Source organism: Xanthomonas sp. NCPPB 901 (assembly GCF_056725085.1).
In genome coordinates, this window is record NZ_CM161511.1 from 4536911 (window position 1) to 4557833 (window position 20923).

Genomic DNA, 20923 nt, shown 5'->3' on the forward strand with positions numbered 1-20923 from the left:
CAGGCACGCGCCGCCCTGCGCCGGCCGCGACGCACAGAAGAAGACGAACATGCGGACATGCAGATCCCCCTGCACGCCCGTGCGTCCTAACCTGCATGGCGCTGAAAACCCTGTCAACACGCGGCCACCCCGCACCTGTAGACGATTGCGCGTTGTGCACGATTCGCCGCGCAGCGCGCCGATTGCCGCCGCATCGCCATCGTGGACAGCGCCAGGAGCAGCAGATCCGGCGGAGCTGCAGGTGGGCGATGAGACGCTGCGCCCGCGTCGCAATGGCGTGCCCCTCTCCACCGGGAGGTTGGGTGGAGGCGTCCGGCGCGCAGCGTCTCGCGGTGCTGGGGTACACGGCGCGACGCGTGCATCCTCATCCCCCTAGCGGGGCTCTGTCGCCTGGCGCGCCTGTGCCGCGCCTCAGTCGGGGAGATCGCACGAGTGCGGCGGCAGGCAGCGTCCAATGACGCGCGTTGCTGCTTGCCGCAGCTCGGCGAGACACGCCGTTGTCCTCGCAGGAGCGGCTTCAGCCGCGACGGGCATTGCCGGTAACGCTTCACCGCGGCTGCAGCCGCTCCTGCAACATGGTTCCCTCGTCCTTGCCGAAGTGCTCCACAGACGCTCGCCAAGCAGGTTCTGCGGCGTCACGGCAAGCGGATGCGCCGCGGCGTTGGCCCAGGCGCGCGAACGCGCGGACGAGCGCATCGGCATGCCACCGCGATGACCGTCACGCGGTGCGGTCGCCACCGGCGCGCACGCAAAAAAAGAGCCCCGCATCGCTGCGGGGCTCCTTTCGACTGCGTGGAACAGGTCGGCCGTGGCCGGCTGGATCAGAAATCCATGCCGCCCATGCCGCCCATGCCGCCACCCATGCCGCCCGGGGCGGCCGGCTCTTCCTTCTTCGGGGCCTCGGCCACCATCGCTTCGGTGGTGATCATCAGGCCGGCGATCGAGGCGGCGTTCTGCAGCGCCGAACGGGTCACCTTGGTCGGATCCAGGATGCCGAACTCGACCATGTCGCCGAACTCGCCGTTGGCGGCGTTGTAGCCGAAGTTGCCGCTGCCTTCCTTGACCTTGTTCAGGATCACGGACGGCTCTTCGCCGGCGTTGGTGACGATCTCGCGCAGCGGCGCTTCCATCGCGCGCAGCGCGATCTGGATGCCGTGGGTCTGATCTTCATTGGCGCCCTTCAGCTCGCCGATCGCGCTCAGCGCGCGCACCAGCGCCACGCCGCCGCCCGGGACCACGCCTTCTTCCACCGCCGCACGGGTCGCGTGCAGGGCGTCTTCGACGCGCGCCTTCTTTTCCTTCATCTCGATCTCGGTCGAGGCACCGACCTTGATCACCGCCACGCCGCCGGCCAGCTTGGCCACGCGCTCCTGCAGCTTCTCGCGGTCGTAGTCCGAAGAGGTCTCTTCGATCTGCGCCTTGATCTGCTTGATGCGCGACTCGATCGCCGAGGTGTCGCCGGCGCCGTCGATGATGGTGGTGTTCTCCTTGGAGACCTGCACCTTCTTGGCGCGGCCCAGGTCCTTGATGGTCGCCTTCTCCAGCGCCAGGCCCACTTCCTCGGAGATCACGGTGCCGCCGGTCAGCACGGCCATGTCTTCCAGCATCGCCTTGCGACGGTCGCCGAAGCCCGGGGCCTTGACCGCCACGACCTTGACGATGCCGCGGATGGTGTTGACCACCAGGGTCGCCAGCGCCTCGCCTTCCACTTCCTCGGCGACGATCAGCAGCGGCTTGCCGGCCTTGGCCACGCCTTCCAGCACCGGCAGCAGGTCACGCACGTTGGAGATCTTCTTGTCGTGCAGCAGCACGAACGGGTCGTCCAGGTCGGCCTGCTGGCTCTGCTGGTTGTTGATGAAGTACGGCGACAGGTAGCCGCGGTCGAACTGCATGCCCTCGACCACGTCCAGCTCGTTCTCCAGGCCCGAGCCTTCCTCGACCGTGATCACGCCTTCCTTGCCGACCTTCTTCATCGCGTCGGCGATGATGTTGCCGATCGACTCGTCGGAGTTGGCGGAGATGGTGCCGACCTGGGCGATGGCCTTGTCGTCGGCGGTGGGCTTGCTGATCTTCTTCAGCTCGGCCACGGCGGCCACGACGGCCTTGTCGATGCCGCGCTTGAGGTCCATCGGGTTCATGCCGGCGGCGACCGCCTTGGAACCTTCGCGGATCAGCGCCTGCGCCAGCACGGTGGCGGTGGTGGTGCCGTCACCGGCGTTGTCGGAGGTCTTGGAGGCGACTTCCTTCACCATCTGCGCGCCCATGTTCTCGAACTTGTCGGCCAGTTCGATTTCCTTGGCGACGGAGACGCCGTCCTTGGTGATGGTCGGGGCGCCGAAGCTCTTCTCGAGCACGACGTTGCGGCCCTTCGGGCCCAGGGTGGCCTTGACGGCATTGGCGAGGATGTTGACGCCGCGCACCATGCGCGAACGGGCGTCTTCACCGAAACGGATATCTTTGGCAGCCATGTTGAGTTACCTCGGGAATAGGGAATGGAGAACAGGGAATAGGCAGATCAAGAGCGGGCGGTCGGGATGGACGGAAATCGCGGGCGACGAAGGCGCCTGACCGATTCCCGATTCACCATTCCCGATTCCCGCGATCGGCGGCGCTGTTAGCCGACGATCGCCAGAACGTCGTCTTCGCGCAGCACCTTGTACTCGACGCCTTCGGCCTTGTAGCTGGAACCGGCGTACTGGCCGTAGATGACCTTGTCGCCGACCTTCAGCGCCGGGGCGCGCACGCTGCCGTTGTCCAGCGGCTTGCCGGCGCCGACGGCCACGACTTCACCCTTGGTGGACTTTTCCTTGGCCGAATCCGGGATCACGATGCCGCCGGCGGAGATTTCGTCGGCTTCGATCGGCTTGACTACGACGCGGTCGTGAAGCGGCTTGATGCTCATTGAGAGAGACCTCTTAAGTGATTGATTGGTCTAGGAAAGGCCGGCGATGTTAGCACTCGCCCATGACGACTGCCAGCAACGCTCGCGAAAAAACCCGGTAAGGCCGGGATGCGCCTGATGTAGTGCCGCGGCGGGCGCTTTCAAGGGCCGGCGGCAAAAAATTTTTGCCGGCGGCGTGCGCGGCGTTCCAAGCAGTGACCGAATCCCGTCACAGTGTCACAGAGTCGGGCTAGGCTGGGCGCGGACCCAGGGGGGGATCCATCACCAAAAGGAGTTGTCGATGAAGCCATCCGCCGTTGCGTTGCCGCTGGCCTGCCTGCTCGCCCTTGCCGGGTCGGCCCAGGCCGCCGTATTCATCAACGAATTGCATTACGACGATGCCACCGCCGCCGGCGACACCGGCGAAGGTGTGGAGATCGTCGCCACCGCCGGGGAGAGCCTGAGCGGCTACCGCGTCTACCTGTACAACGGCAGCAACCCGAGCGCGGCCACCGTCTACGCCAACAGCGCGGTGCCGGCCGGCAACCTGGTCAGCTGCGGCGGACAGGTGCGCATCGCCACCGTCGGCTATGCCAGCAACGGCATCCAGAACGGGCCCAACGACGGCCTGGCGCTGGTCGACGGCAACGGCAAGGTGGTGCAGTTCCTCAGCTACGAGGGCGCCATCACCGGCAGCGGCGGTCCCGCCGCGGGGATGACCAGCCAGAACCTGCCGGTCAGCGAGAGCAACAGCACCGCGGCCGGCACCTCGCTGCAACTGCGCGGCAACGGCAGCGCCGCGGCCGATTTCAGCTGGGCCGCCAGCGCCGCCAATACCTTCGGCGCCTGCAACAACGGCCAGACCTTCGCCGGCGGCAGCAGCAACGCCGCGCCGACGGTGACCGCCACCACCCCGACCCAGGGCGCCACCGACTTCCCCGCCGCCGGCGACCTGGCGGTGACCTTCAGCGAGGCGGTGAGCCTGGCCAGCGGCGCGTTCGGCCTGAGCTGCCAGCAGTCCGGCAGCGTGGCGCTGAGCTACCCCAGCAGCGGCACCCAGTTCACGCTGTCCACCAACACCGCGCTGAAGGCCGGCGAGAGCTGCACCCTGAGCATCGTCGCCGCGCGCGTGAGCGATGCCGACGGCGCGCATCCGGCGCAGGACCGCAGCGTCGCCTTCAACGTGGCCAGCGGCTCGGGCGGCGGCAGCGGCGCCGGCACCTACTACTCGCACGTCAACACCTCCAGCCCCAGCCAGTTGCGCTGCTCGCTGCACGAGACGATCAAGGGCCACACCGTCTATCCGTACAGCAGCAGCTCCGGCACCGACACCTGGGCCATCCTGGAGATCGCCGACGAGGATCCGAACAACAGCCAGCGCGTCCTCGACGCCTACCGCAACCGCAGCTACGCCAAGGGCAGCGACCGCGCCGGCAGCGGCAGCGGCCTGAAGTACAACCGCGAGCACAGCTGGCCGAACTCGCTGGGCTTCGGCACCGCCACCGGCGACAAGGGCCTGCCCTACGCGCCGTACACCGACACCCACATGCTGTACCTGACCGACGCCACCTGGAACGCCGACCGCGGCAACAAGCCCTACGCCAAGTGCGACAGCAACTGCGGCGAGCGCGCCACCGAGGCCAACGCCGGCTTCGGCGGCGGCAGCGGCCGCTACCCGGGCAATTCCAACTGGGTGCGCACCCCGGACGGCAACAGCGGCACCTTCGAGGTGTGGGACCACCGCAAGGGCGACATGGCGCGTGCGGTGATGTACATGGCGATCCGTTATGAAGGCGGGGTGGATGCCAAGACCGGGCAGTCCGAGCCGGACCTGGAGCTGACCGACGACCGCAGCAAGATCGTCAAGACCTCGTCCTCGCCCGCCTACATGGGCCTGCTGTCGACCCTGATCGCGTGGAGCCAGCAGGATCCGCCGGACGACGCCGAGCGTGCCCGCAACGAGGTGATCTACAGCTTCCAGGGCAACCGCAACCCGTTCATCGACCACCCCGAGTGGGCGACCTCGTCACTGTTCACCTCGGCCAAGCCGGCCAGCTGCCAGTTGGTCAACTGAGCCGTGTTGCCCCGCCCGCTGCGTTTGCAGCGGGCGGGAATTCGGGATGACCAGCCTGCGGCTGCTGAAAGCCGGGATTGGGAATTGGCCGCGAGCGGCCACGGCCGGCGCCGCCAAAGCGGGGCCGGCATCCCTATACTGTCGGCCGCATGTCCGCGCCCGCCCTCCGCTTGCTGCTCAGCACCTGCCCCGATGCGGCCAGCGCCGCGCGGATCGCCCAGGCCTTGGTCGACGAGCGCCTGGCCGCCTGCGTCAGCCGCCTGCCCGGCGTGCAGTCCACCTATCGCTGGCAAGGCACGGTGGAACAGGGCGAGGAAGTGCTGCTGCTGATCAAGACCGCCGCCGACCGCCTGCCTGCCCTGCAGCAGCGACTGTGTGCGCTGCACCCCTATGAAGTCCCCGAACTGGTCGAACTCGAGGTCGCCGGCGGCCTGCCGGCCTACCTGCAGTGGGTCCATGCCGAAACCCGTGAGGAACCGTAAACCGATGACCCTGCTGCACCGCCTCGCCGCCCTGTGCCTGCTGGCCGTGGCCGCCTTCCCCGCCCTGGCGATCAGCGAAAAGGACTTGCTGCCGGTGGACCAGGCCTTCGCGCTCAGCGCGCAGGCGCCCGAACGCGGCCGCATCGCGCTGCACTGGGACATCGCCAAGGGCTATTACCTGTATCGGCACCGCATCGCGGTGAAGGTGATCGGCGGCTTCAAGCCCAACCCGACCCTGCAGTTGCCGGCCGGCCACAAGAAGACCGACCCGTACTTCGGCGAAGTGGAGACCTACCGCGACGCACTGAACGCGGTGCAGAGCGGCGTCGCCGATCCCGGTACCAGCCGCGTGCAGCTCGAGGTGCGTTACCAGGGCTGCGCCGATGCCGGCGTGTGCTACCCGCCGCAGAAGCGCCTGCTGGAGGTGACCCTGCCGGCCGCAACCGCCACCGCCACTGCCGCCGCCGATCCGGCGCTGCCGCCGCCGGCCGCGACGGGCGGGCTGCCGGGCAGCGGCCCGGGCGCGGGCACCGGCGCCAAGCCGCTGTTCGGTCCCGGCGCCGGTGCCGCCGCGGTGCAGGGCCTGCCGCTGCCGTCGGACCAGGCGTTCCAGTTCGAAGCCATCGTCGGCGACGGCAATACCCTGCTGCTGCGCTTCACCCCGGCGCCGGGCTACTACCTGTATCGCGACCGCACCGCGCTGGCGCTGGAAGGCGCGCCCGGCATCCGCACCGGCATGCCGCGCTGGCCCAAGGGCAGCTCGCACCAGGACGAACACTTCGGCAACGTGGTGGTGTACTTCGACCAGGCCGAAGTCACCGTGCCGCTGCAGCGCCAGCGCGCCGATGCCGCCGCCGCGACCCTGGTGGCGACCTTCCAGGGCTGCCAGACCGACGGCATCTGCTATCCGCCGATGACCCGGCGGGTGAAGCTGGCGCTGCCCAAGGGCACCGTCACCCCGGCCGACCAGGCCGAGGTCAGCCCGTTGCTGGTGACCCCGCTGGACAGCCGCCAGGCCGACGCCAACGACGCGGCCGCCGCCGCGGCCGCCGACGCCCTGCCGGCGATCCCGGACGCCTCGGCGCACAACGCCGCGCGCAGCGCCGCGCCGCCGCCGGCCACGCAGAACCTGCTGTGGATCCTGCTGCTGGCGCTGGGCGGCGGGTTGCTGCTGAACCTGCTGCCGTGCGTGTTGCCGATCCTGTCGCTGAAAGTGCTGGGCCTGGCGCAGAGCGGCGAGAGCCGCGGCCGCGCCCGCAGCCATGCGCTGTGGTACACGCTGGGCGTGCTCGCCTCCTTCGCCGTGATCGGCGGCATCGCCGTGGCCGCGCGCCTGCTGTGGGGCTTCCAGCTGCAACGCCCGGGCTTCGTCGCGGTGCTGGTGTACCTGATGTTCGTGGTCGGGCTGAGCCTGTCGGGCGTGTTCACCCTCAGCGCCAACCTGGGCGGCGTCGGCCAGTCGCTGTCGGCGCGCAGCGGCCCGGTCGGCGACTTCTTCACCGGCGTGCTGGCCTGCGTGGTGTCCAGCGCCTGCATCGGCCCGTTCATGGGCCCGGCGCTGGGCTATGCGCTCACCGCGCCGGCGGCGGCGGCGATGCTGGTGTTCCTGACCCTGGGCCTGGGCCTGGCGCTGCCGTTCCTGCTGATCGGCTTCGTGCCGTCGCTGGCCAGGCGCCTGCCCAAGCCGGGGGCGTGGATGGAGACGCTCAAGCAGGTGCTGGCGTTCCCGATGTACCTGAGCGCGATCTGGCTGCTGTGGGTGCTGGGCAAGCAGCGCGGCGTGGACGCGGTGGCGCTGCTGCTGATCGGCGCCACCTTGCTGGCGCTGGGCCTGTGGTGGTTCGAGCGCGCGCGCTGGCGCGGGCATGCGCTGGGCACCCGCCTGGCCAGCGTGTTGCTGCTGCTGGCGCTGCTGCCGGCCTGGGGCGTGACCCGGCTGCCGCCGCCCAGCGCCAGCGTCGAGCGCAATACCGTGGCCTATTCGCCGCAGATGCTCGACCGCCTGCGCACCGACAACCGCGTGGTGTTCGTCAACATGACCGCCGACTGGTGCGTCACCTGCAAGGCCAACGAGCGCAACGTGTTCGACAGCGACGCGTTCCGCGACACGATCAAGCGGGTCGACGCGGTGTACATGAAGGGCGACTGGACCAACGAGGATCCGCGCATCAGCGCCTTCCTCGCCGAGCACAAGGCGGTGGGCGTGCCGCTGTACGTGGTCTACGGCCCCGGCGCGCCGCCGACGGTGCTGCCGCCGGTGCTGAGCCAGGCCGTGGTCGAGGACGCCCTGCTGCGCGCGGCGCGGTGAACGCCGGCGCCGCGCGCCTGCTGGCGGTCGCCGCGGTGGCGGCGGTGCTGGGCGTGGCGGCGGCGCACTGGTGGGAACGGCGGGCGCCGGGCATGGCCACGGCAGTGCCGGCCACGGCCAGCGGCCGCGCCGCGGCGCCGGTCGCCACAGCGCGGCCGGGCGACCCCGCCCCGGCGCTGCGCCTGCCCACGCTCGACGGCGGCCAGCTGACCCTGGCGCAGTTCCGCGGCCGGCCGCTGCTGGTCAACGTGTGGGCCAGCTGGTGCGAGCCCTGCGTGCGCGAGATGCCGGAACTGGACCGGCTGGCCCGCGCCCAGGCCGACGGCGGCGTGCAGGTGCTGGGCATCGCCCTGGACCGCGCCGAGGACGTGCGCGCCTTCCTGCAGCGGGTACCGATCGGCTACCCGATCGCCCTGGAGACCCCGGGTCCGGCCGACGCCAGCGTGCGCCTGGGCGACACCCAGGGCCTGCTGCCGTACAGCGTGCTGATCGACGCCGATGGCCGCATCGTCAAGCAGAAGCTGGGCCCGTTCGCGCCGGGCGAAGTCGAGACGTGGGCCGGCGGCGGCGCCCAGCCGTCGCCGTAGCCGGTGCGCGTCCCGATGCGTGCAGTGTCCTGGAGGAGCGGCTTCAGCCGCGACGGGCCTTCCCGGGAACACCCGTCGCGGCTGACGCCGCTCCTACGCGCGCGCCTTGCAGGATGCTCGGAAGCTCGCCTGCCGTCGCGACGGAATACAGCTCAAGCCCCGCCGCGACCGCCGTCGCTCCCCAACACCGTACCGGATCCGATCGCTAGAACGCCTGTCGCTGGCGCGCGTCGCCCGCACCGTCATCGGCGGTCCGTGCCTGCCCCAGCGTCGCCAGTTCCGCCGCCAGGCGCTGCGCGCCGGCGCGCAGTTCCGGCACCGCGGTGAATTCCCACAGCACGCCGCGCAACAGCGGTCCCAGGCAGTACAACCCGGCGACCGGATGGCCGCTGCCGTCGCGCACCCGCAGGCGCTCGTCCACGCGCAGGCCCAGGCCCAGCGGATCGGCCTGCAGCAGGCCGGCGTCGCGCATCGTGGCGACCAGCGGGTGGCTGGTGCGGGCGACATCGGTGTCCAGCCCGGTGGCGCGGATCAGCACGTCGAAGTCCTCGGTGCGCGCGCTGCTGCTGGCGCGATCGCGGATCACCGCTTCCACCGCGGTCTCGCCCAGCCGTGCGCGCAGCAGGCGCCCGGCGCGGATGCGCAGCTGACCCTGCGCCTGCATCTGCGCCAGCGCGGTCGCCGCGGCCGGCGCCAGCCGATGCCGCGCCGCCTCCCAGTACGGACGCAGGTGGCGCAGGAAGCGCGCGCGCGCCGCCGGCGCCAGGCCTTGCCAGAACGGCTGCAGGTGCGGGCGCAAGGCGTCCACCACGCAGCGCCAGTCTTCCACCACCGTGGTCAGCTGGCGCAGGCTGCGCAGCAGGCCGGCGAGGTCGTGGTTGCGCAGCGCCTGCGCCACGCTCGGCGGCAGCGTCACCGGCGCGCCCGGCACCGCCAGGTGCGCCTGCGGCGGCAGGCCGCGCCGCGACAGGGCGGTGATCGGGCCGCGGTGGCCGCGCCGGCGCAGGGTCAAGGCCACATCGGCCATGGTCAGGCCGGTGCCGACCAGCAACAGCCGCGCCTGCGGCGGCACCTCGTCGAGCACGCCGTCCTGCCACGGCCAGCCGATGTAGCGCCGATGCACCGCCAGGCGCGGGCCGATGCCCGGCAGCGCCGCCGGCGGCAGCGCGCCGATCGCCAGCACCACCACGTCGGCGACCACCGCCTCGCCGTTGGCCAGGAACAGACGGAAGCCGTCGGGATCGCGCTCCACCGCCACCGCCTCCTCGCTCACCCGCGCCACCTCCACCGCCGACGCCGCCAGCGCGTCGTCCAGGTGCTGCTGCAGATAGCGGCCGTACAGCAGCCGCGGCAGGAACCGCAGGCGTTGCTCGGCGTCCAGCTGCAGGGCGTCGGCGAAGCCGCCCGGCGCCTGCGGGTCCACGCCCAGATCCTTGGCACGCACGTTCAACAGGTGTTCCGGCCGCGCCGCGCCGTAGGCGATGCCGCGGCCGTAGGTGTCGGCCACGCCGACCAGGGTGATGTGGCGGACGGCGCCCTGTCTGGCCAGCGTCGCGGCCAGCACGGTGCCGCAGAATCCTGCGCCGATGATCGCAATTCGCATGGCTCGCCCTCGTGGCCGGTCGGGCGTTCTTTGTGCCCGGGATGCGGGCCGAAGGTGTAAACCGCCGGTTAATGCGTGCGCTCGGCGGCATGGCGATCGGACATCAGCACATGGGCGATGCGCATGAGCGTGTCCGCGCGAGCGCCGATCCGCAGGGCAAGCCGGAAGGCGCCGGTGCGTGACCAGCGCCGCCGCGTTGGGCCGGCATGCGGGCGGGTAGCACAGCATCCGCACCTGTCGGTTGCGGCCTGGCCGCGCGCACTGCGGCGGATGCGGTTCGTGTTCTGCACGTCCGCACCAGCACCGCTGCGGTCAGGCAGCCGCCTTGCGCTCGCATCCGGCGCGTCGCGAGCGCTCCGCGACATGCTGTCGCAACCCCGGCATCTTCCAGGCAGCACGTAGACCTCGGCACGAAGGATCGCGCCAGCGCGCCGCCCCGGTCCCTGCGTGCGCCGGCATGGCTGCCGCCGGCACCGGATCACGCCGCGCTAGCCGCGGTGCCGCTGCGCGATGGCCGCTACGACCTGCCTGCGGCGCTGCGCCTGCAACTCGCGCCGATCCGCACCGTCACGCCCCCCCGCTAGCGCGCCGGCGGACGCTGCACCAGGCCAGGCGCATCGGCAACGAAGGTGTCGAGCACGCCGTCGGCGACCTTGACCGGGCCGCCGAAGCGGGTGGCGCCAGGAATGGAGGGGATCGCCGCGGCCTGCGCGGCGAGTTGCCCGGCGGTGGCGAAGGCCTGCTCGGCCGCCGGATCGCCGGCCAGCGCCTGGTTCAACCCGTCCACGCTCAGGCGCAACGCGCGGCCCCACAGCGCGGTCGCGTCCAGCCAGGGCGCGGCCTCGGCCACGAACGCGCCGGTGGCAGCGCCGGCACGGATGCGCTGCGGCGCCTCCGCCAAGGCGTCGGCCGCGCGGCCCAGCGCGGCCAGCGCCGCGGTGCGGGCCGCCGGATCGCCGTCGGCCAGCGCGTCGCGGGCGGCGTCGATCAGCGCCTTGAGCCGCGGCGCCTGCGGCTGCCAGGGCAGATGGCCGAAAGTCGGCGCCAGGTGCTGGGTGTCGAAGAAGGTGAGCAGCGCGTCGGCCACCGGCGCGTCGCCGCCGGCCAGGTCGCGCGCGGCCGCACGCCAAGTGCGCTGCGCGTCGTAGCCGCGGTCGTTCCAGGCGAAGGCCAGCACCCCGGCCACCGCCGGCCGGCTGGCCACTTCCTGGTTCATCGGGTTGGCGACGATGCCGCTCAGCTCCGCCGACAGCCCGGCCTGGCGGCGGTCGTACGGCGCCAGCAGCAGGCGCCCAGCGGTTTCGGCGAAGTCGTTGACCGGATAATTGTCCCACAGCAGCGTCTTGCGCCCGAACGCCTTGGTCGCGTTCTTCGCGTCGCTCACCGAGATCGACGCCGGGACCACGTCGGTGCCGGTCCACTGCACCACCACGCGCGGATCCAGCGCCTGTCGCAGCGTCGCCTTGTACGGCGACTCGGTGACGTTGTAGTACTCGGTCGGCACCATGATCAGCGCGCCGTGGCCGGCCGCGGCGATGTCCGCCTGCACCGCGTTGAGCAACCGCGCCTGCGCGGTGGCCGCGGCCTGCTCGCCGGCGGGGCCGAACGCGGTGGCGTCGCCGGGGCAGTTCCACTTGGTGTATTCGATGTCGTCGAAGGCGATGTAGAAGCTGCGCACGCCGCGTGCGCGCAGCGCGGCGAACTTGCGCCGGATCGCCTGCAGGTCGGCCGGGTCGCTGTAGCAGATCGACGGCCCCGGCGAGAGCGCATAGACGAAGTTGATGTGCTCGCGATTGGCGACCGCGGCCAGCTTGCCCAGCGCCGCCAGCGTGGCGGCCGGATACGGCGCGCGCCAGCGATCGCGCGCAAACGCGTCGTCCTTGGGGCTGTAGATGAAGGTGTTGGCCTTGAAGCGCGCCAGGAACGCCAGGTGCGCGGCGCGCTCGGCCATGCTCCAGGGTTTGCCGTAGAAACCCTCGATCGTGCCGCGCACCGGCATCGCCGGCGCGTCGGTCACCGCCACCGAGGCGATGCGCCCGTGCGCGACCAGTTGCCGGAAGGTCTGCGCCGCGTGGTACAGGCCGTCGCCGTCGCGACCGGCCAGCACGATCAGCGCGCCGCGGCCGCGCGCCACACTGCCCAGCGCATAGCCTTCCGCGCGCTCGGGCACGTCCAGGTCGACGACGGCCAGCGCATCGCGCACCGGCGCGGCGTCGACGGTGCCCAGCACCACCGCCACCGCCTGCGGGTCGCGCGGCAGCGCGCTGGCGCGGCGGATGCGGGAGACCCCGGCCTCGCGCAACACCGCGCGCACCAGCGCGTCGGTGGCCGGATCGGGCGTGCCGGCCTGCACCAGCACCACCGACGGCCCGAGCGGCAGTTCCGGCCCGAGCAGGCGCAGCGCGGTCGGCGCCGGGTACACCGCCGGCAGCGTGGCCGGCGCCGCCGCCAGCGCGGGCGCGGCGATCGAGCCGGCCAGCAGCGCCAGCGCCAGGATGTAGCGGCCAAGGCCGGAACGGCCACCATGGTCGGTTCGCATGCGCCCACTCCCGATTGGTATTTCAGTGATTTCCAAATGGTATATACCACTTATGGCGGCGGCGCCGCGCGGGCGCCGGCACTGCAATCGTCCCGACCCATGCGGCAGCGAGACTTGCCTGGCCCGCGCACGATGGGCCATCACCGTAGGCCGCGGGCGCTGCGTCCTCCCTGCGGCCGAGGCCCGCCGCGCGCCGCATGACGCCCCGCAGCCCGGCGACAAAATCAAACATTTGTTTAAAACACCCGCAACTTCGCCGAACTGGACAGCAATGCCGGCTTCGCGCAGACTGCCGCCCTTTCGGCTGTTTTGTTCCCGATGGCGCGACTGCTGCTGCTGCATGGCCCCAACCTCAACCTGCTCGGCACCCGCGAGCCGGGCGTGTACGGCCATGCCACCCTGGCGCAGATCGACGCGGCGCTGCAGGCCCAGGCCAGTGCCGCCGGCCACCAGCTGGAGAGCCTGCAGTCCAACGCCGAGCACGTGCTGGTCGACCGGGTGCAGGCCGCGCGCGCCGACGGCACCGCCTTCATCCTGATCAACCCGGCGGCCTTCACCCATACCTCGGTGGCGCTGCGCGACGCGCTGGCGGCGGTGGCGATCCCGTTCATCGAGATCCACCTGTCCAACCCGCACAGCCGCGAGCCGTTCCGCCACCACAGCTATTTCAGCGACCACGCGGTCGGCGTGGTCTGCGGTTTCGGCGCCGACAGCTACCGCTATGCGATGGACGCGGCGCTGACCCGGCTGGGAACTGCCGCATGAGCCGCGCCCGACCGGTGCCGCACACCCCCGTCTGAGTCCCCGGGCCGCGCGCCCGGTCTTTTTCCGAGTCACCTCAAGAGGCCGTTATGGATCTCCGCAAAATCAAGAAACTGATCGACCTGCTGGAAGAATCGAATCTCGCCGAGATCGAGATCAAGGAAGGCGAGGAAAGCGTGCGCCTGGCGCGCACCCCCAAGGGCATGACCGGCAGCGCGCCGCAGTACGTGGCCGCCGCCCCGGTGGCCGCGCCGGCGGCGGCCGCGCCGATGCCGATGAACTCGCCCACCGAAGCCTCCACCGGCGGCAGCGCCAAGCCCGGCAACGCCCTGCCCGAGGGCCACGTGCTGCGCGCACCGATGGTCGGCACCTTCTACACCTCGCCGGCGCCGGACAAGCCCGCCTTCGTCAGCGTCGGCCAGGCGGTCAAGGCCGGCGAGACCCTGGCGATCATCGAGGCGATGAAGATGTTCAACCCGATCGAAGCCGACGTCTCCGGCACCATCGTCGCGATCCTGGGCGAAAGCGGCCAGCCGGTGGAGTTTGACCAGCCGTTGTTTGTGATTGGCTGAGACGCCGGGAATCGGGAGTGGAGAATGGGGAATCGTCAAAGCGGCCGCACGAGCGGCTCGACGTCTGGCGCGACTCCATGGATCTGGTGGAAATGATCTACCGCCTCTCCGAGACGTTTCCGGCGACGGAACGTTTCGGGCTGACGGCGCAGCTGCGCCGCGCAGCGGTCAGCATCCCCGCCAACATCGCCGAAGGCGCGGCACGCCGCTCCACTCCCGAATACCTGCGCTTCCTGTCGATCGCACGTGGCTCGCTGTCCGAGGCAAGCACGCATCTGCAGATCGCGCGCCGGCTCGACTACACCCCCGACATCGCGGCACTCGACGGATTGATCGATACGATCTTCGCCAAACTGACCGCATTGATGAATGTCCTGAGCAAGCGCGGAGATTGACGATGCACGCCGTCCTCCATTCCCGATTCTCCATTCCCAATTCCCGGCCTTCCCATGCTCGATAAAGTCGTCATCGCCAATCGCGGCGAAATCGCGCTGCGCATCCTGCGCGCGTGCCATACGCTCGGCATCCGCACGGTCGCGGTGCATTCCACCGTGGACCGCAACCTCAAGCACGTGGCCATGGCCGACGAGTCGGTGTGCATCGGCCCGGCGCCCTCGTCGGAGAGCTACCTCAACATCCCGGCGCTGATCGCCGCGGCCGAGGTCACCGACGCCCAGGCCATCCATCCCGGCTACGGCTTCCTGTCGGAGAACGCCGACTTCGCCGAGCGCGTGGAGCAGTCCGGCTTCATCTTCATCGGGCCCAAGGCCGACACCATCCGCCTGATGGGCGACAAGGTCGAGGCGATCCGCGCGATGAAGGCCGCCGGCGTGCCGTGCGTGCCCGGCTCGGGCGGCCCGCTGGGCGAGGACATCGTCGCCAACACCAAGATCGCCCGCGAGATCGGCTACCCGGTGATCATCAAGGCCGCCGGCGGCGGCGGCGGCCGCGGCATGCGCGTGGTGCATTCGGAGGCCGCGCTGAAGGCCGCGATCGAGACCACCAAGTCCGAGGCCAAGGCCGCCTTCAGCAACGACCAGGTGTACATGGAGAAGTTCCTGGAGAACCCGCGCCACGTGGAGATCCAGGTGCTGGCCGACGGCCAGGGCGGCGCCATCCACCTGGGCGAGCGCGACTGTTCGATGCAGCGCCGCCACCAGAAGGTGGTGGAGGAAGCGCCGGCGCCGGGCATCACCGAGGAACTGCGCAACGAGATCGGCAAGGTCTGCGTGGACGCGTGCATCCGCATCGGCTACCGCGGCGCCGGCACCTTCGAGTTCCTGTTCGAGAACGGGCGCTTCTACTTCATCGAAATGAACACGCGCATCCAGGTCGAGCACCCGGTCACCGAGCGCATCACCGGCATCGACCTGGTCTGCGAGCAGCTGCGCATCGCCGCCGGGCACAAGCTCAGCATCAAGCAGAAGGACATCGTCCTGCGCGGCCATGCGATCGAGTGCCGCATCAACGCCGAGGATCCGGAAACCTTCATGCCCAACCCGGGCCTGATCACCGGCTTCCACCCGCCCGGCGGCCCCGGCGTGCGCGTGGATACGCACATCTACAGCGGCTACAAGGTACCGCCGAACTACGACTCGATGATCGGCAAGCTGATCGTGCACGGCCCCGACCGCGAGACCGCGATCGCGCGCATGCGCGTGGCGCTGAGCGAAATGGTGGTGGATGGCATCAAGACCAACATCCCGCTGCAGCAGCGGATCATGCGCGACAAGGGCTTCCAGGCCGGCGGCCAGAACATCCACTACCTGGAAAAGCGCCTGGCCGAGCGCAAGAACAAGTCGATTGCGTTGGTTTGAAAGGGGGGAATGGAGAAACGGGAATCGGGAATCGGCAGTGCCGGTTCCCGATGTCCGATGACGAAGGCCCACGACCACGGGGATGCAGCACCTCAGCGACCGCTGGCTGACGCCCGTACTACAGACCTGGCGCACGGCAAGTCGGCGTGCCTGAGTCGCCTAGAGCAAGGAGGAACCGGGAACCGCTGTCGCGATTCCCGATTCCCCACTCCCCATTCCCGGCTATTTCTCCTGCTGCGTCCCCGCCACCGGCTCCGCGCCCAGGCTCGAGGTCGGGCTGACGATCATCACCGTCTCGGTGGAGCCGTCCGGCCAGACGATCTGGAAGGTGCTGCCGGGGGCCAGGGTGGAGAACGGCATGCCGCTGTTGGCGCGGTAGATCGCCGCCACCTGTGCGGCGCCGGCGCGGCGCAGGTCCGGCGCGGCGTGCGCGGTGGTCAGTTCGACCTTGGACAGGCCGCGGTAGCGCTGTTCGGCGGTGTCGATCAGCAACAGGCCCGCCGCCGCCGCCGAGTAGGCGACGAAGGCCAGGACCCAGAACCAGAATTTGGCGCCATGCAGCCATCGCCGGTAATTCATGAGCCTGCTCCCTTGCTGTCCAACAGTCGATTGACCATGTCGTTCATCGTGTCCGTGCCTTGCCGCGGCACCGCGGCGTCGTAAACAAAACTGCTGAAATCCTGGGTGGGATCGCGCGAGCAGATCCCGCCGTTGGCGCAATAGCGGGTCATCAACTCGCTATCCGGGCCGCAATCCAATCCCAGCCTGCAGGCGGCCAACTGCCAGGCCAATTCGGAAAACTGGGTGCCGGCCACGCGACCGTCCAGGCCGTCGTCGCCGCTGGCGGCCAGGCCCATCGCCGGCGCCAGCGCCACATAGGCATCCGGATCGCCGGAGGCGCGCACCCGCGCGACCAGGTCGCGCTTGTACTCGGCGCCGGCGTGCAGCGGCTGGCCCAGCGCCAGCAGCGCCGCTTCGGCGGCCAGGTTGCCGCCGCGTGCGGCCTGCACGCGCTGGGCGACGATGGCCTGGCGGGTGAGGCCGTCGCCGGGCACGAACCCGGCGCAGCGGCGGCCGACGCGGGCGCGCGCCTGCACCATCTGCGCCGAGGTCGGCAGGCGTGCATCGGCGATCGCGCGGGTGTCGGCGCCGTAGCCGACCGGGTCCATCGCATAGCCGGCGCAGTAGTCGTAGATGCGGCTGAGCCGCCAGGAGGCCTCGGGGTCGCCATGCGCGGCGGCGATCGACAGCTGCTGCGCGGCGCGGTAGAGGTCGGCCCCCCGTTCGCCGTCGGCCTCCCCGCGCAGGCGCGCAGGCGCCGGCATCGACGCCACCACCGGCGCAGTCGCAGTCGCCGGCGCGGCGGACGCAGGCGCGGCGCCGACCACCATCGGGGCCGCCGGCGCAGACGCCGCCGGCGCGGCCGGCAGCGATAGCGCCCGATAGGCGACCACGCCCAGCAACAGCGCGGCGGGCGCCAGCAACAGCCAGGTTGGACGGGACACGACGGGCATGCGCGAAAGAGCCGGACAACGGGCAAAGGCGCAGCCGGACCCCCTGTCGCCCGGCCGCTGCGAGCCGGCAGTCTACCCCAGCCCACGGCCGCGGTATGCGCCAACTGCCTCCGCGCGGCACCGGTGCGCGGGCGCGCGGACCGGCGAGACGGACGAACGGCACGGCGCGATGGCCGTCGCGCCGCCCGGTTCGCCCCGCCTTCCCGAACGGGCAGCGCCTGGCGGTGGTGCCCGCCCTTTCGGCCGGCCGCATCCCGGCCTCGGGTTAGTTCGGCCGCACCTTGCCCAAGGCTGCGGTCCGCGGCGGTCCTGCCGCCGCGCCGGCGCCACCCGCATAGCGATACGGCCGGACACGACGACGGCCGCACGCCTGGCCGGCTCTCCCCCGGCAAACGACCCACAGCGGCGCGACGCCGCCCACAACCATCGTGGGGTCGCATGCCGAACGCCGCCGGCAAGTCACGGTTCGGTCGCCGCCAGCCCTGGCGCGCGCCCTGCCTCGGGCGCGCCGGCCAAGCGGTCTCCAGCGCGAAGTCCGCCGCCCGTCTAAGATGCGCGCTTCCCTCGTTGCCCCACCGACCGATGCCGTTCCTCGAACTGACCCTGCGCTGCACCGACGCCACCCAGCCCCGCTACGAGACCGCGCTGGAGGACGTCGGCGCGCTGGCGGTGACCCTGCTCGATGCCGACGCCGACACCAGCAACGAACGCGCGATCCTGGAACCGGGCGTGGGCGAGACCCCGCTGTGGGGCACGCTCGTGCTCAGCGCGCTGTTCCCCGAGGAACAGGACGCGCTGGTGCTGCTGGCCGCGCTGGAGGCGTTCGACCCCGGGCTGGACTGGACCCAGGTCACCTTCCGCAAGGTCGACGACCAGGACTGGGAACGGGCCTGGCTGGACCAGTTCCAGCCGATGCGCTTCGGCGCGCGCACCTTCATCGTGCCGTGGAACCACGACCTGCCCGAAGACGCCAGCGGCGCCGACGCCGCGGTGGTGCGCCTGGACCCGGGCCTGGCGTTCGGCTCCGGCACCCACCCGACCACCGCGCTGTGCCTGCGCTGGTTGGACGCGCTGGCCGCCGACGGCGCCCTGGCCCAGGCGCGCGTGCTCGATTTCGGCTGCGGCTCGGGGATCCTGGCGCTGGCCGCGCTGAAGCTGGGCGCCGCCGCCGCGGTGGGCGTGGACAACGACCCGCAGGCGCTGCTGGCCAGCCACGACAACGCCGAACGCAACGCGGTCGGCGAACGCCTGGCGGTGTACCTGCCCGCCGACGAACCGGCCGCCACCTATCCGGTGGTGGTGGCCAACATCCTCGCCTCGGCGCTGGACGCGCTGGCGCCGACCCTGGCCGCGCGCGTGGCGCCGGGCGGGCGCATCGCCCTGTCCGGCATCCTGCACGGGCAGGAACAGGAACTGCTGCAGCGCTACGCGCCGTGGTTCACCCAACTGCGCACCGAGCAGGACGGCGACTGGATGCGCATCGACGGCGTGCGCCGCGACTGAAGCGGAGCGCGGCCGCGGCCGGCGTCGCCGGCGCGCGGCGGTCCAGGCCAGCGCGCGGCCCGCGCCGGGGCAGGCAGGGCCAGCGCCACATAGACAGTATCGCTAACATTTCGCCGATGGACAGCGCAGCGAACCACCCGTAGCGGCCGGCGCGGCTATATCTCGCCTCCCTTGCGGAGGTGCGCGTGAACAGCAAGCTGTACGAACGGGTGCGCGAAGCGCGCAAGCTCACCGGCCTGACCCAGGAGGCCCTGGCGCTGGACCTGGGCGTGACCCGCAGCGCGGTGGCGCAGTGGGAAATGGCCGAAGGCACCGCGCCGGCAGTGGAGCACCTGATCGCCCTGGCCCGCCGCAGCGGGCTGAGCTTCGAATACCTGGCCACCGGCCGCGGCGAGCGCGTGTTCGGCGAACCGATCGCGGTGGACGCCGCCGCCATCGGCGAACTGCCCAACCACTACCAGTTCACCGACCAGCAACTGCGCCTGCTGGAACGCTTCGAAAGCCTGAGCCCGCGCCAGCGCGCCGGCCTGCTCGACCTGCTCGACACCCGCAAGCCGCAGCGTTGAGCGCCCGCGCGCGCCGTGCTCCGCGACGCGCCGGGTCCTGGCAACGGCCAGGGTCAACCGGCGGCGCGCTGCAGATCCAGTCGGCGCATGCTTGAATACGGCTCTCGCCGTCGTCGCCCGCGCGCATGCCCGATCGCACCCCGCCCCGTCCCAGCCTCGCCACCTTGCTGCGCCAGCCCGACGCGCCCGCCACGCAGGGCGACGCTGCGGCGCAGCCGGCCGAGGAGGCCGACGCATCCGCAAGCGCGCCGCCGCTGCCCGAGATCCCCGCCGCAGCGGCCATCTCACCGGCGCCTGCGAACGCGGGTCCGCTGGCGGCCAGGGACGACGCCGCGGCGCAGCGCGCCGCGCGCGCGCCCGACGACCTGGACGAGCCGCCGCCGCCGCCCGCTTCGGAAGCGGACGCCACACCGGCGCCGGCCCCGGCCGCCGTCGCAGTCGCCACCGCCGCGTCTCCCGCGACACCGAGCTTCCTGCACGGCCCGCGCGGACGCCGCCCGGTGCTGCGCGCCGCACCCTGGCAGTGGATCGCGCTGGTCGGGCTGGGCGTGCTGCTGGCGCTGCAGATCCTGATCGCCGATCGCCAGCGCCTGGGCGCCGACCCGCGCTGGCGGCCGTGGGTGGCCGGGGTCTGCCAGGTCCTGGGCTGCCGCGTGCCGGCCTGGCGCGAGCCGGCGGCCTTCACCATGCTCAGCCGCGAGGTGCGGCCGCTGCCCGGCCAGGCCGGCACCCTGCAGGTACAGGCGACCTTCCGCAACGACGCGCGCTGGGCGCAGGCCTGGCCGCTGCTGCAACTGTCCCTGGCCGATGCCGACGGCCGCACCATCGGCAGCCGCGTGCTGCGCCCGCAGGAGTATCTGGGCCGCGCGCGTCCGGACAGCGCCACGCTGGCGCCGGGACAGAGTGCACAGATCGCGTTCCAGGTGCGCGAACCGGCCGCCGAGACCGCGGCATTCAGTTTCGACTTCCATTGAGAACGCTACGTTCGGGCACGGCGCCATGGCAGTGGCGCAGGCCACGCGCTAGACTCGTCCCCCCGCGCCGGCCCTTCTGCCGTCCAGCGCCGCTGTCATCCGGGACCCCTCGAACTTGAACGCCGCCACCACTCGTCCTGACTCCAGTCGCGGCGCGCCGAAGCCGCCACTGCGCGAACACGTGGCGCAATCGGTCCGCCGCTACCTGCGCGACCTCGACGGCTGCGATGCCGACGACGTGTACGAGATCGTGCTGCGCGAGATGGAGATCCCGTTGTTCGTGGAAGTGCTGAACCATTGCGAGGGCAACCAGAGCCGCGCCGCCGCGCTGCTGGGCATCCACCGCGCCACCCTGCGCAAGAAGCTCAAGGAATACGGGCTGGCCTGAGAGGCCGGGATGCGGGATGCGGGATGCGGGATGCGGGATGCGGGATGTTGTCCTGCATGACCTCGCTGTCAAGCGATCCGACACAGCAAGACAGCCCGGCTCGCGAAGACCGCGTAGCGTTGCTGTAGGAGCGGCTTCAGCCGCGACGCGCGAACTCACATCGCGCCGTCGATCCTGCATCAAGCGACAATCCACTCCAAAGAAAAGCCAGTCTCCGAAAGCCGCGGAGCGCGACTGTCGGAGGGGCTTCAGCCCCGACGCGACACGGGCTGAAGCGTCGGGACTGAAGTCCCTCCCACAACATTCCCGGCGCGGCGAGACCGCGGCAAGCGCGAATCGCATCCCCGGGTGTT

Annotated in this window: 18 protein-coding genes; 12 read left to right on the forward strand and 6 right to left on the reverse strand. The window is 71.2% G+C overall.

Annotated elements, in window-relative coordinates:
* Positions 1-821: 821 nt before the first annotated feature.
* Both groL and AC1PME_RS19275 read right to left on the reverse strand, forming a co-directional pair.
* Entirely contained in the window at positions 822-2468 is a 1647-nt protein-coding gene (groL, locus tag AC1PME_RS19270; RefSeq protein ID WP_010340980.1) for a chaperonin GroEL, read from the reverse strand.
* Positions 2469-2614: 146 nt separating this feature from the next.
* The gene (locus tag AC1PME_RS19275) at positions 2615-2902 is read right to left on the reverse strand and encodes a co-chaperone GroES (protein WP_010340979.1); all 288 of its coding nucleotides are present in this window, start codon (positions 2900-2902) and stop codon (positions 2615-2617) included.
* Between the two features lie 280 nt (positions 2903-3182).
* Between AC1PME_RS19275 and AC1PME_RS19280 the strand changes: the two genes are divergently transcribed.
* The 4 genes from AC1PME_RS19280 to AC1PME_RS19295 all read left to right on the forward strand — a co-directional run bounded on the left by AC1PME_RS19280 (position 3183) and on the right by AC1PME_RS19295 (position 8332).
* Positions 3183-4955, forward strand: coding sequence for an endonuclease (locus tag AC1PME_RS19280; protein WP_481096739.1), 1773 nt, complete (start codon positions 3183-3185; stop codon positions 4953-4955).
* 149 nt (positions 4956-5104) lie between these two features.
* On the forward strand, positions 5105-5437 hold the full coding sequence (gene cutA / locus AC1PME_RS19285) for a divalent-cation tolerance protein CutA (RefSeq protein WP_481096740.1): 333 nt from the start codon (positions 5105-5107) through the stop codon (positions 5435-5437).
* Positions 5438-5441: 4 nt separating this feature from the next.
* Positions 5442-7745, forward strand: coding sequence for a protein-disulfide reductase DsbD family protein (locus tag AC1PME_RS19290; RefSeq protein WP_307546905.1), 2304 nt, complete (start codon positions 5442-5444; stop codon positions 7743-7745).
* The gene (locus AC1PME_RS19295; protein ID WP_307546907.1) at positions 7742-8332 is read left to right on the forward strand and encodes a TlpA family protein disulfide reductase; all 591 of its coding nucleotides are present in this window, start codon (positions 7742-7744) and stop codon (positions 8330-8332) included. Before AC1PME_RS19290 ends, AC1PME_RS19295 begins: the two co-directional genes overlap by 4 nt.
* A gap of 205 nt (positions 8333-8537) precedes the next feature.
* Here AC1PME_RS19295 and AC1PME_RS19300 read toward each other — a convergent pair whose 3' ends face one another.
* Positions 8538-9935 carry an FAD/NAD(P)-binding protein gene (locus AC1PME_RS19300; RefSeq protein WP_481096741.1) on the reverse strand — a complete coding sequence of 466 codons (1398 nt, stop codon included), beginning with the start codon at positions 9933-9935 and terminating at the stop codon, positions 8538-8540.
* 580 nt (positions 9936-10515) lie between these two features.
* Positions 10516-12474, reverse strand: a complete 1959-nt coding sequence (locus AC1PME_RS19305; protein WP_481096742.1) for a glycoside hydrolase family 84 protein — start codon at positions 12472-12474, stop codon at positions 10516-10518.
* Between the two features lie 318 nt (positions 12475-12792).
* On the opposite strand from AC1PME_RS19305, the gene aroQ reads away from it, so the two are divergent.
* The 4 genes from aroQ (at position 12793) to accC (ending at position 15625) form a co-directional block, all read left to right on the forward strand.
* Positions 12793-13239 (forward strand): type II 3-dehydroquinate dehydratase, encoded by a 447-nt coding sequence (aroQ, locus tag AC1PME_RS19310; RefSeq protein WP_307546913.1) that lies wholly within the window; start codon positions 12793-12795, stop codon positions 13237-13239.
* Positions 13240-13325: 86 nt separating this feature from the next.
* Positions 13326-13808 carry an acetyl-CoA carboxylase biotin carboxyl carrier protein gene (gene accB / locus AC1PME_RS19315; RefSeq protein WP_254459431.1) on the forward strand — a complete coding sequence of 161 codons (483 nt, stop codon included), beginning with the start codon at positions 13326-13328 and terminating at the stop codon, positions 13806-13808.
* A gap of 17 nt (positions 13809-13825) precedes the next feature.
* Positions 13826-14203 (forward strand): four helix bundle protein, encoded by a 378-nt coding sequence (locus tag AC1PME_RS19320; protein ID WP_295917639.1) that lies wholly within the window; start codon positions 13826-13828, stop codon positions 14201-14203.
* Positions 14204-14257: 54 nt separating this feature from the next.
* Entirely contained in the window at positions 14258-15625 is a 1368-nt protein-coding gene (gene accC, locus AC1PME_RS19325; protein ID WP_017911501.1) for an acetyl-CoA carboxylase biotin carboxylase subunit, read from the forward strand.
* Positions 15626-15847: 222 nt separating this feature from the next.
* On the opposite strand, the gene AC1PME_RS19330 is transcribed toward accC, so the two are convergent.
* Positions 15848-16204 carry a hypothetical protein gene (locus tag AC1PME_RS19330; RefSeq protein ID WP_254459433.1) on the reverse strand — a complete coding sequence of 119 codons (357 nt, stop codon included), beginning with the start codon at positions 16202-16204 and terminating at the stop codon, positions 15848-15850.
* Positions 16201-17139: a hypothetical protein gene (locus tag AC1PME_RS19335; protein WP_481096743.1), complete on the reverse strand. Its 939-nt coding sequence runs from the start codon at positions 17137-17139 to the stop codon at positions 16201-16203. The genes AC1PME_RS19330 and AC1PME_RS19335 overlap by 4 nt, the downstream gene beginning before the upstream one ends.
* A gap of 582 nt (positions 17140-17721) precedes the next feature.
* Between AC1PME_RS19335 and prmA the strand changes: the two genes are divergently transcribed.
* The 4 genes from prmA to fis all read left to right on the forward strand — a co-directional run bounded on the left by prmA (position 17722) and on the right by fis (position 20570).
* Positions 17722-18642 (forward strand): 50S ribosomal protein L11 methyltransferase, encoded by a 921-nt coding sequence (prmA, locus tag AC1PME_RS19340; RefSeq protein ID WP_481096744.1) that lies wholly within the window; start codon positions 17722-17724, stop codon positions 18640-18642.
* Positions 18643-18827: 185 nt separating this feature from the next.
* The gene (locus AC1PME_RS19345; RefSeq protein ID WP_254459436.1) at positions 18828-19208 is read left to right on the forward strand and encodes a helix-turn-helix transcriptional regulator; all 381 of its coding nucleotides are present in this window, start codon (positions 18828-18830) and stop codon (positions 19206-19208) included.
* Between the two features lie 125 nt (positions 19209-19333).
* Entirely contained in the window at positions 19334-20182 is an 849-nt protein-coding gene (locus AC1PME_RS19350; RefSeq protein ID WP_481096745.1) for a DUF3426 domain-containing protein, read from the forward strand.
* A 115-nt stretch (positions 20183-20297) separates the two neighbouring features.
* Positions 20298-20570, forward strand: a complete 273-nt coding sequence (fis, locus tag AC1PME_RS19355; protein ID WP_010343856.1) for a DNA-binding transcriptional regulator Fis — start codon at positions 20298-20300, stop codon at positions 20568-20570.
* Positions 20571-20923: the final 353 nt, after the last annotated feature.

Excerpts from the sequence above, each read along its gene's own strand:
- accB (WP_254459431.1), top strand. The coding sequence starts at position 13,326 with ATGGATCTCCGCAAAATCAAGAAACTGATCGACCTGCTGGAAGAATCG.
- AC1PME_RS19275 (WP_010340979.1), bottom strand. The coding sequence starts at position 2,902 with ATGAGCATCAAGCCGCTTCACGACCGCGTCGTAGTCAAGCCGATCGAA.
- aroQ (WP_307546913.1), top strand. The coding sequence starts at position 12,793 with ATGGCGCGACTGCTGCTGCTGCATGGCCCCAACCTCAACCTGCTCGGC.
- AC1PME_RS19305 (WP_481096742.1), bottom strand. The coding sequence starts at position 12,474 with ATGCGAACCGACCATGGTGGCCGTTCCGGCCTTGGCCGCTACATCCTG.
- groL (WP_010340980.1), bottom strand. The coding sequence starts at position 2,468 with ATGGCTGCCAAAGATATCCGTTTCGGTGAAGACGCCCGTTCGCGCATG.
- AC1PME_RS19335 (WP_481096743.1), bottom strand. The coding sequence starts at position 17,139 with ATGCCCGTCGTGTCCCGTCCAACCTGGCTGTTGCTGGCGCCCGCCGCG.
- AC1PME_RS19290 (WP_307546905.1), top strand. The coding sequence starts at position 5,442 with ATGACCCTGCTGCACCGCCTCGCCGCCCTGTGCCTGCTGGCCGTGGCC.
- AC1PME_RS19330 (WP_254459433.1), bottom strand. The coding sequence starts at position 16,204 with ATGAATTACCGGCGATGGCTGCATGGCGCCAAATTCTGGTTCTGGGTC.
- accC (WP_017911501.1), top strand. The coding sequence starts at position 14,258 with ATGCTCGATAAAGTCGTCATCGCCAATCGCGGCGAAATCGCGCTGCGC.
- AC1PME_RS19300 (WP_481096741.1), bottom strand. The coding sequence starts at position 9,935 with ATGCGAATTGCGATCATCGGCGCAGGATTCTGCGGCACCGTGCTGGCC.
- cutA (WP_481096740.1), top strand. The coding sequence starts at position 5,105 with ATGTCCGCGCCCGCCCTCCGCTTGCTGCTCAGCACCTGCCCCGATGCG.
- AC1PME_RS19350 (WP_481096745.1), top strand. The coding sequence starts at position 19,334 with ATGCCCGATCGCACCCCGCCCCGTCCCAGCCTCGCCACCTTGCTGCGC.
- AC1PME_RS19280 (WP_481096739.1), top strand. The coding sequence starts at position 3,183 with ATGAAGCCATCCGCCGTTGCGTTGCCGCTGGCCTGCCTGCTCGCCCTT.
- prmA (WP_481096744.1), top strand. The coding sequence starts at position 17,722 with ATGCCGTTCCTCGAACTGACCCTGCGCTGCACCGACGCCACCCAGCCC.